Here is a 13,299-nt window from a genome sequence, read left to right as displayed (position 1 = left end):
ACATGATCCCTGCAGGAGCTGCCGCAGGCTGCGATCTTTTGATCTTAAAGCCGGTCCCGCGCGATACCGCTGCGAATCCGCAGGATATCCGCCAGCACCGCCAGGGCAATCTCCGCCGGCGTCTTGCTGCCCAGGTTCAGCCCGATTGGCGCATGAATCCGCCCCAACTCGACCTCCCCCAGACCGCCGATGCGCCGCAAGCGTTCGAAGCGCTTCCGTGAGGTCTGCATGGAGCCCATCACACCGATATAGAACGCCTCGGTGCGCACCGCCTCCATCATCGCCAGGTCATCGATACGCGGGTCGTGGGTCAACGCCACCACCGCCGTGTCGCTGTGGCAGCCTCCGTCGGCGATGAACACCGACGGCAGTTGGCGGCGAATCTCCACGTTCTCCAGCACGACGCCTTCCAGCACTTCGTCCCGCGGATCGCACAGAATCACCTCGAAACCCAGGCCCACGGCAAACTCCGCACAGGCCTGTGCCACACTGGAATAGCCGGCCAGCAACAAGCGCTGGGCCGCGCCGACACGCACACGCACGCGGTCGATTTCACGTTCGATACGCACTCCCTGCTCACGATCATCGAACAGGCTGCGCGCACCGCTTTGCAGATCGACTTCGCGGATCAATCGACGTCGACCCAACAACGCTGACTCCAGCTCGCGCAAATGCGCCTGCACCTCGCAATCGGCCTCAAGCTTCTCGACCAGCACATCCAGCACCCCGCCACAGGGCAGGCTGACGCGCGAGCGTGGGTCGTCGCCTTCGCCGTAACGAACGACGCTGACCGGCTGCAGAAACGCGCCCTCGGCGACTCGCTCGAGAAAATCCTCCTCGACACAGCCACCGGATAGCGAGCCAATCCAGTGCCCGTCAGTGTTCACTGCCAGCAGCGAACCCGGTGCGCGCGGTGCCGAGCCGTAAGTGGCCAGCACCGTACACAGCCAGATGCGCTGACCGGCCGTCGACCACTCCAGCGCCCGGCGCACCACTTGCAGATCGAGATGCTGCATATCAGTGCGCCTTGTGCTCGAGCGGCGGCGCATCGGCCCGCAACTTCTGCACGTCGTTCAGCGCCAGGTCATTGGGCTGACCGCCCCAGCCCTGACGCAGGTAGTTCAGCAGATCCGTGAGTTGCCCGTCGCTCAACTTCTCGGCGAAGCCCGGCATCGGCTGCATGTGCTCGAACCCGGAGAACTTCTGCTCACCGATACCGTCGTCGATTACCCGCAGCAGGTTACGCGGGTCTTCCAGGCGCAGCGTGGTGTTGCCACGCATGGCTACGGCAATGTGCGGCTTGCCCTCGCCGCCCGGCGCATGGCAACCGGCGCAGACGTTCAAATATTCCTGACGGCCACGCTGGGCACTCGGGCTCAGTTTGTCCAACGGCACTTCGGTGAGCACTTTCGCCGCCGGTGGCTGATCGCCGAGCAGGAAGGTCGCCATGGCCGCCAGATCCGGATCGCTCAGGCCCTGAGTGCTGTTGTGGAACACCGGGAACATCTCGTTGAACATCGTGCCCTGGGCGCTCATGCCGTGCTTGAGGAACGAGCTCAGGTCCTGATGATTCCAGCCACGGGCCGCTAGGTCAGTGGCCAGCAGGCTTGGCGCCAGATAACCATTGAGAATGCCGCCGGTCATGCGCTTGTCCTGCTGCATCGCGCCAGGCAAGCCGCGCGGGGTGTGGCACTCGCCACAGTGACCGAGCACGTCGACCATGTACTGGCCGCGTTTCCAGGCTTCGCTTTTGCCTTCGGCAGACTCCAGCTTCACATCCTTGCCGTACATCATGTTCCAGCCCATCAGGCCCAGGCGCACGTTGAACGGGAAGCTCAGGCGGGTGACCGGGGCGGCGCGCTCGATCGGCTCGACGGTTTTCAGGTAGGCATGAATCGCATCGGAATCGGCGCGCGGCATCAGGTGATATGAGGTGTACGGCATCGCCGGATACAGGTTCGCGCCATCGCGGCGCTTGCCTTCGGTCAGCGCGGCGAAGAACTCGTCATCGCTGTACAGGCCGATGCCGTGCTCTTTGCTCGGGGTGATGTTGGTGCCGTAGATCGTGCCGAACGGCGACACGATCGGCAGGCCGCCCGCATAGGGTGCACCACCCGGCGCGGTGTGGCAGGCCATGCAATCGGCGGCGCGGGCAAGGTACGCGCCTTGCTTGACCTGCGCCTCATCGGCGTGGGCCAGCAACACAGGCGCAGCCAGGCCGACCGCCAGCGTCAGGCGGGACAATAGTGACTTCATGCTTAACCCTCCTTGACCAGGCCGAGATCGGTCAGCACGTTGCGGGTGGCGCTGTAGTAGCGCACGTACCCGGTGCAACGGCAGATGTGATGACCGAGGCTGTCCTCGATGACTTTTTCCAGCTGGCTTTTGACGATCGGCTGACGCTGCAACTTTTCCACCAGCACGGTCGCGGCATTGACGAAGCCCGGCGCGCAGTAGCTGCACTGGAAGGCGAATTCGTCGACGAAGCGCTGCTGGATCGGGTTCAGCTCGGTGACCTTGCCCTGCTCATCGCGGGTCGCATGGCCTTCGATGGTCCGAACCTTCTTGCCTTCGAAATAGTGCGCGCCGGTGATGCAGGTGCGCACTTCTTCGCTGGTGCCGTCAGGGTTGTCGACGATCACCACGCAGGCGTGGCAGATGCCCTGGCCGCAGCCCAGGCGCGAACCGGTGAGGTTCTTGTATTCGTGCAGGTAGTCGATCATCGGCAGGTCATCAGGGATGTCCACCGGGCCGACGGATTGACCGTTGAGGGTCAGTTGAAGCGGACGGTTAGCCATTGAGGGCCTCCTTGATGCGTGCAGAAGTGATAGGCAGGTCGCGGACACGTTTACCGATGGCGTGGGCCACAGCATTGCCGATGGCACCGACCACCGGAATCATCACCACTTCGGCGATGCCCTTGGACGGGTCGCTTGGCGAGAGTGGCGGCAGGATCTCCGCCGTCTGCTTCCACACCGCGACGTGGCGCGCCATGGGCAGGCGGTAACGGTTGAAGTTCCAGTCACCCTCCCCCGGCCCGCCTTCGTACAGCGGCATTTCTTCCATCAGCGCATGGCCGATGCCCATGGCGATGCCGCCTTCGAGCTGGCCCTTGACCAGTTCCGGCACCAGCACGCGACCGCACTCGACCCACGAGTGATGGTTGAGTACCGACACTTCGTTCGAACCCTTGTTGACCTTCACTTCCACCAGCGTCGCCACCGGGCTGTAGTACGTCACCGCCGCGTTGTTCAACTGGGTTGCCGGGTAGGCGATGTTCTGCCGGTCCAGCAAATGGAAACCGGCGCTGTTCATCTGCGCCTTCTTCGCTTTCGGTGCACCGTCGCCGTACTTCACGGCCAGGCCATCGAGCGGCAAGCGCTCACGCACGCCGTCGATGCTGAACTCGGCCTCGGCCCAGCTCCAGCGGTTGAAACCGTGCACCGTGGCGCCGCTCACCAGGCCGCGCTCGTGAACACGCTTGGCCAGCATGGCGAACGGCAATGGTTCCATGCCGTTGGCGGTGAGCTTGCCATCGACCCAATGGGCGTCTTCGCGGCGCACCACGTAAGGGTTGGCCTGACCACCGAAAGGGCCTTGGCGCCAGATCTCCAGCGCCGCCGGCCACAGGCCGTGGTTGAACAGCACGCGCGCCGCTTCACGGGTGGCGTGGCTGAAGTAGTACGCCGAGTTGGTGGCCGATGACGCCGAAGCCACCTTGCCGACCCAACGCGGGTTGCGCAGGACATTATCCTGTTCGGCCTGGCTCATGATGTACGGGTTGCCGCTGCTGATCAGCTGCAACTCATTCCATTCGGTTTCACCGGTCTTCACTTCGTGCGCCGGGATACCGAGGAAATCGGCCACGACCATGGCCTGCGAGGTCGACATGCCGGTGCCGATCTCGATACCGATGTGGCGCAGGCTGATGCGACCTTCAGCGGTGAATTCAATGCTGGCCATCGGCGCTTCGGAACCGGTGCCGAAGTCTTTCTGGCAGATGGCGAAACCCACCCCGTACCAGTTGTCCGGATCGGCGGCTTCGCGTTGCTTCTTGATCGCGTCGCGGTTTTTCCAGACCTCGTGGACAGCCGCCTTGTCGAGAATCTCGTGCAGGCGCAGGGCACCGGCCGGGATCGCGCCCTGGGTGTTTTTCATGCCCGAGCGCAGCGCGTTCTTGCGGCGCAGTTCAATGGCATCGATACCCAGGCGATCGGCGATTTCGTCGACCATCATTTCGGTCGACGCCATGCTCTGCAGGGTGCCGTAGCCACGCATCGACCCGGCTTCTACCGCGCGGGAATGGTAAGCCGTGACCTGCAGGTCGTTCTGCGGCATGTAATAGATCGATTGCGCGGCCGTGGCGCCCACCGCCGCCACCGACGGGCTGTAGTTGATTCGCCCGCCACCGTCGACGCTCATTTCAGCGCGGAAGATCTTGAAGCTGTGGTCGTTCTTGTCCACCGCCAACTGGTAGCGAATGTCGAACGGGTGACGCTTGATGCCGCTCTGGAACTGCTCGTAGCGGTCGTTGGCCAGACGCACCGGCACACCGGCGCCGTACAACGCGGCCAGCGCTGCGTAGTAGACGAAGATGTTGTGGTCTTTGGAGCCGTAACCGACGGTGTAACCGGGGTGCATGTTCAGGTTGGCCAGGCCGAAACGCGACGGCGCGATCATCTTCGCGGTCTCGGTCGCGGTTTCCAGCGGGCACTGGGTGGCGACAACGAAATGCAAGGTCTTGGTGGCCGGGTCGTACCAGCCGTTACCGTTGTCCGGCTCCAGGGCGGCCGGTTCGATCGACGGGGTCTTGTAGCGCTCGTCGAACACCAGCCAGTTGTCCGGCGGCGTGTCGATCTGCTGCTTCATGCGCTCGGCGTAGAACAACCCGCGCTCGGTCAGGTTGCCGTGCAGGTTCGGCTGGGAGTTCCACACCGGACGACGGTTTTTCAGCATCGGGAACAGGATCGAATCCTTGAGGCTGGCGAACTCATCTTCGTCGGCCGAGGTCGCACCGCCGACGCGCACATAGCGGAAGCTGCCGTAAGGATCGCCTTCGTAGAACGGCACTTTATCGCCGTAGCGGATGGCCTTTTCATTGAATTTGAGCTGGTTCTTGGCCTGACGGAAACGCTCGAAGTCGTTCCAGATCAGGATCGCCACCGGATGACCGATGAACATCGGCACCTTGCCGGCCGGCAACAATGGATCCGGCGCGTGCTCCTCTGGGAACACGATACCGTCCTTGACCAGGTCCTCGGCGGTGACGATGCGGTCCGGCTGCAACCCGGCGCCCAGCCACGACAGGTCGATGCCTGCAAAAATGTGGTCGGCCTTGATGGTTTTGAGCAGCATGGCGTGGCCTTGCTGCTGCGGCCAGCCCGGCATGTCCTTGGCGCGGATGTCGCGGGCAAAGACCTTGCTGCCGCAGACCTTGGACAAGGCATCGTTACGGGCGCGCGCCTTGCCATTGTTGCCGAGCCACTGCTCGGACGGCACGGTCACGCTGTTTTCCATCAAGGCGGCCAGCGCCTGGCTGCTCAATGGCGTGAGCGTCACGCTCACACCCGCTACCAGCCCGCCCTGGAGGAACGAGCGCCGGGATATTTCACGGTTGGACATGGATCATCCTCTGGGCGGTTATGGGGTCCGCCCTTCTGGTTATGTACTGGAAATCTCGAGTCTTGCAGAAGCCCTTTTCGACGATGCAAAGGGCTGTTGTTGACAGTGCAAAGCTGACCGAAAGGTTAAGTTTATAGGCTTATGCCTTCGCGGAAAACTAAAAACTGACCAAGGAATCAAAAAACCGCGACTTTTCGACGCAGCAGTTCAATGAACAACCCCAACTCCCGGCTGATGTGCTCGCCCTTGCGCAACAACAACCCGAATGGCGCCATCTGCACATCCAGTTCCACCGGCAATGCCACCACCAGGCCCATTTTAAGATAGTCGCGCAATGCGGTTTCCGACAGAACCATGATCGCGTCGGTCAACTGAATCAGCTGCTGCATCGAATACACCGAGCTGCATTCGATGATGTCCGCCGGCAACGGTAGCGCCAGGCGCTGCAAGGCCTGATCCAGACCGATGCGCGCCGGACTGGTTTCCGGTTGCAGGATCCACGGCCAACCGCTGACCAGCTCCGCCATGTCCAGTTTTTTGCGCCGGGCCAGCGGGTGGCCAGCGTGCACCACCACCAGCAAGCGTTCGTTACCCAATTGCTCGAAGACGTAATGCTCACTGTCGGTGGCGGCATTGCGCCGGGCGATGGCGAGGTCGATGCGGCCCTGTTCCAGCAACTGGATCACCTGGTCGCTGGTGTCGCCCATGATGCGAATCCGCAGCTGCGGATTGAGCGCCTTGATCTCGGCAATCGAATCCATGACCAGGCCTGGCGCCGCGCCCATGATGGTACCGATCGACAGATAGCCGTAGCCGCCCTGCTGCCGCGCCATCAGGTCCTCGGCACAACGGTCCAGACCACTGATGGCCGACTCGGCAAAGCGAATCAGTTCCTGGCCCAGCGCTGTCGGGCGCATCCCCCGCGGCAGGCGCTCGAACAGATCGCAGCCGAACATGTCTTCAATCTCATGGAGCATGCGGGTTGCCGCCGGTTGCGACATGTTCAGGCTTTGCGAAGCGCGGTGCAGGTTCTGGCTGCTGCTGAGTGTCACCAGCATGTGCAGATGCTTGTAGCGCAGGCGATTGAGCAGGCTGCGGGAGATGATCGGCGTGGTCATGGCGGGCCTTTTTTATCGATACCCTCAAGGTATCAGTTGTGAGCTAGATTCGATTTGTAACGCATCGATCAGCGGCCGTACAGTCTTCCCCATAAGAACAAATGCCCTACCAAAGGAAAACTGCGATGAAGACTCTACCCGCGCCTCTGCTCGCCAAAATTTCCTGGCGGCTGCTCCCGTTTCTCCTGCTGATGTACATCATGGCCTTCCTCGACCGCGCCAACGTCGGGTTCGCCAAGCAAGCCTTCCAAGCCGACACTAATATCAGCGATGCCGCCTTCGCCTTCGGCGCCGGCGTGTTCTTCGTGGGCTACGCGTTGCTTGAAGTGCCGAGCAACCTGATCCTGCACCGCGTCGGCGCCCGCCTGTGGATGTGCCGGATCATGGTCACCTGGGGCCTGGTCTCCGCCGCCATGGTCTTCGCCCACACAGAAACCAGCTTCTACATCCTGCGCTTCCTGCTGGGCGTGGCCGAAGCCGGCTTCTTCCCCGGGGTGATCCTCTACCTCACCTACTGGTTCCCCAGCGCCGTGCGTGGCAAGGCCATGGGTTTCTTCTATTTCGGTGCGCCGCTGGCGTTCATCTTCGGCAGCCCGTTGTCCGGCCTGCTGCTGGAACTGGACGGCTTCGCCGGCTTCCACGGCTGGCAGTGGCTGTTTGCCGTTGAAGGCCTGATGGCGACGGCGGTGGGCATCTGGGCCTACTGGTACCTGGACAACCGGCCGGCCGACGCCAAGTGGCTGACCGTCGAGGAGCGCCAGCAAGTGCAGACCCTGCTCGATCAGGAAGACAGCCATAAACAGAACCACGGCCGCAGCCTGCTCAACGTCATTTGCCAACCCTCGGTGCTGTACCTGTGCCTGATCTACCTGTTGATCCAGGCCAGCGTCTACGGCGTGGTGTTTTACCTGCCAAGCCAGGTCGGCGGACTGCTGGGGACCAAGGTCGGGCTGATGGTCGGCCTGGTCACGGCGATTCCATGGATTTGCGCCTTGATCGCCGCCTACCTGATCCCCGGCTACAGCGACCGCACCGGCGAACGTCGCCGCACCGCGTGCCTGACCTTGCTGATGGCCGCCGCCGGGATCGCCTGCTCGGTGACCTTCAGCAATCCGCTGCTGGGGATTATCGCCCTGTGTTTTGCCGCCTCCGGCTTCATCGCCGTGCAACCGGTGTTCTGGACCTTCCCCTCCAGCTACCTCGCCGGCAGCGCCGCCGCGGCCGGGATCGCCCTGATCAACTCGTTCGGCGCCCTCGGCGGCTTCATCGCCCCCATCCTGAAGAACTGGGCAGAGGGCGCTTTCCATTCACCGGCAGCAGGCTTGTACGTGCTGGCCGTTACCACCGTCATCGCCGCGTTGCTGGTGCTGGGCGTACGCGCGCCCGGCCATGAAGCCTCGAACAAACCGGCCACCGTTTAAACCTGACCGCCGTTTAACAAAAGGAATCACACCATGGGCATTCCAACCATCAAACACGTCCGCGCTTTCACCCTGCGTGGCGGCGGCGCGGATTATCACGACCAGGCCGACGGCCACTGGATCGACGATCACATTGCCACGCCGATGAGCAAATACCCCGAGTACCGCCAGAGCCGCCGCACCTTCGGCATCAACGTGCTCGGCACCCTGGTGGTGGAGATCGAGGCCAGCGACGGCACCGTCGGTTTTGCCGTGACCACTGGCGGCGAGCCTGCCGCCTACATTGTCGAGAAGCACCTGGCGCGCTTCCTCGAAGGCGCCCGGGTCACCGACATCGAAAAAATCTGGGACCAGATGTACCAGTCGACCCTGTATTACGGGCGCAAGGGCATCGTCATCAACACGATCTCCGGCGTCGACCTGGCGCTGTGGGACTTGCTCGGCAAGATCCGCCAGGAGCCCGTGCACCAGTTGCTCGGCGGTGCGGTGCGCGACGAATTGCAGTTCTACGCCACCGGCGCCCGCCCGGACCTGGCGCAGAAAATGGGTTTCATCGGCGGCAAGATGCCGCTGCACCACGGCCCGGCCGAAGGCGAAGAAGGCCTGCGCAAGAACCTCGAAGAACTGGCGACCATGCGCGAGCGTGTCGGCCCGGACTTCTGGCTGATGCTCGATTGCTGGATGAGCCTGGACCTCAACTACGCCACCAGACTGGCGGTCGGCGCCCACGAACATGGCTTGAAATGGATCGAAGAGGCCCTGCCGCCGGACGATTACTGGGGCTACGCCGCCCTGCGCAACAACGTGCCCAAGGGCATGCTGGTGACCACCGGCGAACATGAAGCCACGCGCTGGGGCTTCCGCATGCTGCTGGAGATGGGCTGCTGCGACATCATCCAGCCGGATGTCGGCTGGTGCGGCGGGATCACTGAACTGGTGAAGATCTCGGCCCTGGCCGACGCCCACAACGCGCTGGTCATCCCCCACGGCTCTTCGGTGTACAGCTACCACTTCGTCGCCACCCGGCATAACAGCCCGTTCGCCGAGTTCCTGATGATGGCGCCGAAGGCTGACGAAGTGGTGCCGATGTTCCACCCGCAATTGCTCGGCGAACCGGTGCCGGTCAATGGCCGCATGCGCCTGTCCGCGCTCGACCAGCCAGGATTCGGCGTGACCCTCAACCCGGAATGCCAACTGCATCGGCCGTATAACCGCTGAGAAAGGAGTTCGTGATGAACATGCCGCACAACGCGTTCAAGGCCGCACTGAACAACAGCGAAACCCGGTACGGCATCTGGGCCGGGTTCGCCACCGGCTACGCCGCCGAGATCGTCGCCACCACCGGCTACGACTGGATGCTGATCGATGGCGAGCACGCGCCCAACACCGTGCCCGGCGTACTCGCCCAGTTGCAGGCCGTAGCGCCTTACTCGACTGCGCCAGTGGTGCGCGCGGTGAACGGCGATGCCAACCTGATCAAGCAACTGCTGGATATCGGCGCGCAGACGCTGATGATCCCGATGGTCGAAACCGCCGAACAGGCACAGGCGCTGGTGCGTGCCATGCGCTACCCGCCCCACGGCATTCGCGGGGTCGGCGGCGGCCTGACCCGGGCCACGCGCTGGGACGCTGTGCCGGATTACCTGAATACCGCCCACGAACAACTGTGCCTGATCGTGCAGGTGGAATCGCGCACCGGCGTGGAAAACGTCGCTGCGATTGCCGCCGTCGAGGGCGTGGATGCGGTGTTTATCGGGCCGGCGGATTTGTCGATCGGCCTGGGTCACGCCGGCAACCCCGGCCACCCGGAAGTCCAGGAGCGGATTCAACACGCCGTGAACGCCACACTGGCGGCCGGCAAGGCCTGCGGGATTCTCGCCCCCAACGAAGAAGACGCCCGCCGCTACCAGCGCTGGGGCTGCCAGTTCATTGCAGTGGCCATCGACATCAGCCTGCTGCGCCAAGGCGCCATGGCCACCCTCGCCCGCTACCGCGAACCTGCCGCCCCTCAAGCGCCGTCACGCACTTACTGATCTGCCAAGGAGTCGCACCATGTCATCCGTGCCTGTTTACGAAAACTTCATCGATGGCCAGTTCGTGGCCAGCGCTGCCCACCTCGATGTGATCAACCCGGCCACCGGCGCCGTGCTGTCGAAAGTCCCGGCCTCGACCGCCGAGGACGTCGACCGCGCCCTCGCCGCCGCCCGTGCCGCGCAGAAAGACTGGGCGCGCAAACCGGCGAATGACCGCGCCGGCTACTTGCGCCGGATCGCCGCGAAACTGCGGGAAAACGTCTTGCACCTGGCGCGCACCATCACCCTGGAGCAAGGCAAGATCAGCGGGCTGGCGCAAGTCGAAGTCAATTTCACCGCCGACTACCTCGACTACATGGCCGAATGGGCACGGCGCATCGAAGGTGAAATCATCACCAGCGACCGCCAGAACGAAAACATTCTCCTGCTGCGCAAACCCTTGGGCGTGGTGGCCGGGATCCTGCCGTGGAATTTCCCCTTCTTCCTGATCGCCCGCAAGATGGCCCCGGCCCTGCTGACCGGCAACACCATCGTCATCAAGCCCAGCGAAGAAACCCCGAACAACTGCTTCGAATTTGCCCGGCTGGTCGCCGAAACCGACCTGCCGCCCGGCGTGTTCAACGTGGTCTGCGGTGACGGCCGAGTCGGCGCGGCACTGAGCGCGCACAAGGGCGTGGACATGATCAGCTTCACCGGCAGCGTCGACACCGGCTCGCGGATCATGGCCGCCGCCGCGCCGAACATCACCAAGCTCAACCTGGAACTGGGTGGCAAGGCGCCGGCCATTGTGCTGGCCGATGCAGACCTCGACCTGGCGGTCCGGGCGATCCGCGATTCGCGGATCATCAACAGCGGCCAGGTGTGCAATTGCGCCGAGCGGGTCTATGTCGAGCGCAAGGTGGCGGATCAGTTCATCGAACGCATCGCGGCGGCCATGAGTGCAACGCGCTATGGCGACCCGATTGCGCAGCCCGATGTAGAGATGGGCCCGCTGATCAACCGCCAGGGGCTGGACAGCGTCAACCGCAAAGTCCGCACCGCGTTGAGCCAGGGCGCCAGCCTGATCAGTGGCGGGCAAATGGCCGACCTGCCCAATGGCTTCCACTTCCAGCCCACTGTTTTAGCCGGTTGCCGCGCGGACATGGAGATCATGCGCGAAGAGATTTTCGGGCCAGTGCTGCCGATCCAGATAATCGACGACCTGGACGAAGCCATCGCCCTGGCCAACGACTGCGACTATGGCCTGACTTCGTCGATCTACACCCGCGACCTGAGCAAAACCCTGCAGGCGATGCGCGAGCTGGATTTTGGCGAAACCTACGTCAATCGCGAGAACTTCGAAGCCATGCAAGGGTTCCATGCCGGTGTGCGCAAGTCCGGCATCGGCGGCGCGGATGGCAAGCACGGGCTGTACGAATACACCCATACCCACGCGGTGTATTTGCAAGGCTGAGCCAGGCACTTTCTGTGAAGGGCACGCGCCTGAGCCATCGTTCAGGCGCCTGCCCCATCACCCTGACATGCACATCTCATCGGCATTTCCCCGGACGTAGCAACGGGCAGGTCGAGCAGTACTCAGCGGGTTCGGTGGCCAGGTAATAGAAGCAACAGGTTCGGCGAAAGCGAATGCTGCGCTGCCCGTCGTCCACCAGCGTCGGCGGTCGGCGGAAATGGCTCAGCGGGTTGTAATCGAGACCGAACAACGCAGGCTCGGCTTGTGTCAGCAGCCAGTTGAAATCCGCTTCACAGCGCTCGCGCACTGACGGGTCTTCGATCTTTGCCATGCGTTTTTCATACAGCGAGTAAACGCGCACGGCCGTGTTTTCCCAGAGGATGCGCCGGGAGACACCGGTGACACGGTTGAAGGTGTGCCACAACGGTTGCAGCAGTCCCGCGAACAATCCCCGCACCAGGGCCTCCCGCCAGACCTCGCGCTCATTGGCCCCATAGGTCAGCGGCAGACCGTGATGCAGCGGCATCGACGACGTCCACTGCCCCTCATCGTGGCCGTATTCAATCAGCGTGTTGTCGAGGGTCAACAACAGTCCCTTGTCATATACCGACAGCGCATACAAACAGGCGCCGGTCGCCAGAAACGACAAGCGTTTGCCCAGCAGCGAGGCGGTGATCGCCCGGGTCGGCGAACCGATCACCGGGCCCAGGGTGTCCAGCAGTTGCTCGCACACGTCTTCCTGCAACAAGTCCCGGGCCATCAGCGAACGCAACGGGTCGCGCTCGTCGCCGTCCTTGAGCCGCAAGCCGCCGGACAACACCGTCCACTGCGACGCGGTGAAATGACGTGCCAGACTCATTGCGGCAATTCCCGGCCAAACGGAATGCACAACGGCGTGCCGAAGAACGGATCGGCAATGATCCGGCAATTGAGGTCGAATACGGTTTTGACCAAGGGTTCGGTCAACACCTCGTCGGGCCGCCCCTGGGCAAAGGCCGTCCGGTTGTGCACCGCAACCATGTGGTCGGCGTAACGACAGGCCAGGTTGAGGTCGTGCAGCACCATGATGATGGTCTTGTTTTCGAGCCGGTTGAGGTCGCGCAGCAGGTCCAGCACTTCGATCTGGTGCGCCAGGTCGAGAAACGTGGTGGGTTCGTCGAGCAGCACGATGCCGGTGTCCTGGGCCAGGGTCATGGCGATCCACGCGCGCTGGCGCTGCCCGCCGGACAACGCGTCCACCGGTCGGTCCGCCAGGGCCTGGAGGCTGGTTTGCGTCAGCGCGCGGTTGACCATGGCCTCATCTTCAGCCGACCACTGTTGCATCCAGCTCTGATACGGATAACGTCCCAACGCCACCAACTGCCGCACGGTGATGCCCTCCGGCGCGCTGGGGGTCTGAGGCAAAATGGCCAACTCCCTGGCCACGGCGGCCGTGGACTTTTGCTGGATATCCACACCGTTGAGGATCACCGAGCCCTGCTGCGGTTTGAGCAGTCGGGCGAAGGATTTGAGCAAGGTGCTTTTGCCGCAGCCGTTGCTGCCGATCAATACCGAAATCTTGCCTTGGGGCAGCTGCATGTCCAGCGCGTCAATAATGACCTGGCGCTGGTAACTCAGGGTCAGGCCGTGACTTGCAATCGACGTCATGCGTT

Annotated in this window: 11 protein-coding genes; 4 read left to right on the top strand and 7 right to left on the bottom strand. The window is 63.1% G+C overall.

Features of this window, described 5'->3' with window-relative positions; genetic code table 11:
* Positions 1–44: 44 nt before the first annotated feature.
* The 5 genes from ACXX83_RS06155 to ACXX83_RS06135 form a co-directional block, all read right to left on the bottom strand.
* Entirely contained in the window at positions 45–1,016 is a 972-nt protein-coding gene (locus tag ACXX83_RS06155; RefSeq protein ID WP_458547831.1) for an XdhC family protein, read from the bottom strand.
* A gap of 1 nt (position 1,017) precedes the next feature.
* A complete protein-coding gene (locus ACXX83_RS06150; protein WP_458547830.1) occupies positions 1,018–2,256 on the bottom strand; it encodes a c-type cytochrome in 1,239 nt (412 codons plus the stop codon).
* Between the two features lie 2 nt (positions 2,257–2,258).
* Positions 2,259–2,798 (bottom strand): (2Fe-2S)-binding protein, encoded by a 540-nt coding sequence (locus tag ACXX83_RS06145; protein ID WP_007982256.1) that lies wholly within the window; start codon positions 2,796–2,798, stop codon positions 2,259–2,261.
* Entirely contained in the window at positions 2,791–5,622 is a 2,832-nt protein-coding gene (locus ACXX83_RS06140; RefSeq protein ID WP_458547829.1) for a xanthine dehydrogenase family protein molybdopterin-binding subunit, read from the bottom strand. The genes ACXX83_RS06145 and ACXX83_RS06140 overlap by 8 nt, the downstream gene beginning before the upstream one ends.
* Before the next feature lie 176 nt (positions 5,623–5,798).
* Positions 5,799–6,740, bottom strand: coding sequence for a LysR family transcriptional regulator (locus ACXX83_RS06135; protein ID WP_015095870.1), 942 nt, complete (start codon positions 6,738–6,740; stop codon positions 5,799–5,801).
* 125 nt (positions 6,741–6,865) lie between these two features.
* Between ACXX83_RS06135 and ACXX83_RS06130 the strand changes: the two genes are divergently transcribed.
* From ACXX83_RS06130 to aldA, 4 genes are read left to right on the top strand one after another with little or no spacing between them, the layout of a single operon-like run.
* On the top strand, positions 6,866–8,161 hold the full coding sequence (locus ACXX83_RS06130; RefSeq protein ID WP_102699286.1) for an MFS transporter: 1,296 nt from the start codon (positions 6,866–6,868) through the stop codon (positions 8,159–8,161).
* 33 nt (positions 8,162–8,194) lie between these two features.
* Positions 8,195–9,379, top strand: a complete 1,185-nt coding sequence (gene rhmD / locus ACXX83_RS06125; RefSeq protein WP_008047298.1) for an L-rhamnonate dehydratase — start codon at positions 8,195–8,197, stop codon at positions 9,377–9,379.
* A gap of 14 nt (positions 9,380–9,393) precedes the next feature.
* Positions 9,394–10,194 carry an aldolase/citrate lyase family protein gene (locus ACXX83_RS06120; RefSeq protein WP_458547827.1) on the top strand — a complete coding sequence of 267 codons (801 nt, stop codon included), beginning with the start codon at positions 9,394–9,396 and terminating at the stop codon, positions 10,192–10,194.
* 19 nt (positions 10,195–10,213) lie between these two features.
* Positions 10,214–11,647 carry an aldehyde dehydrogenase gene (gene aldA, locus ACXX83_RS06115; protein WP_458547826.1) on the top strand — a complete coding sequence of 478 codons (1,434 nt, stop codon included), beginning with the start codon at positions 10,214–10,216 and terminating at the stop codon, positions 11,645–11,647.
* A 76-nt stretch (positions 11,648–11,723) separates the two neighbouring features.
* Here aldA and ACXX83_RS06110 read toward each other — a convergent pair whose 3' ends face one another.
* Positions 11,724–12,506, bottom strand: coding sequence for an IucA/IucC family C-terminal-domain containing protein (locus ACXX83_RS06110; protein WP_458547825.1), 783 nt, complete (start codon positions 12,504–12,506; stop codon positions 11,724–11,726).
* Positions 12,503–13,294: an ABC transporter ATP-binding protein gene (locus tag ACXX83_RS06105; RefSeq protein WP_458547824.1), complete on the bottom strand. Its 792-nt coding sequence runs from the start codon at positions 13,292–13,294 to the stop codon at positions 12,503–12,505. The genes ACXX83_RS06110 and ACXX83_RS06105 overlap by 4 nt, the downstream gene beginning before the upstream one ends.
* Positions 13,295–13,299 lie beyond the last annotated feature (5 nt).

This window comes from Pseudomonas sp. GNP012 (assembly GCF_054343835.1).
The sequence above is the reverse complement of the archived record's forward strand: the minus strand, read 5'-3'. Positions and strand labels throughout refer to the sequence as shown.